Annotated in this window: 1 pseudogene; it reads right to left on the reverse strand. The window is 61.2% G+C overall.

Annotated features, from left to right (window positions below):
• Positions 1–278, reverse strand: a pseudogene (locus EN857_RS34510) (7-carboxy-7-deazaguanine synthase QueE); the annotation flags it as partial.

The following is a 278-nucleotide window of genomic DNA, read 5'->3' on the forward strand; positions in this document are numbered from 1 at the left end:
CCGGGCTGGAGATAAACCGAAAGAGTTGGGTAGCGGGCGGCGGCGGCGCGGGCATAGGCGTAATCGCCGTCGTCAAAAACAACGATTTTCAGCGCGATCTGCGGTGCTTCCGCGGCCATGCGCAGACAAGCGTCAAACGCGTCCCAATCCGTTTCCATGCCGCTTGACGGGGGCTTTGGGCTCAGCACCAGAACGTCGAGATTGGCGAACCAGTCCCTTGCAACGCTGCCCTGGGTTTCTAGGGCGAAACGATAGCCCTCACGATGACCGCGCTCCAT

The organism is Mesorhizobium sp. M4B.F.Ca.ET.214.01.1.1 (assembly GCF_004791545.1).
Taxonomy (GTDB): domain Bacteria; phylum Pseudomonadota; class Alphaproteobacteria; order Rhizobiales; family Rhizobiaceae; genus Mesorhizobium; species Mesorhizobium abyssinicae.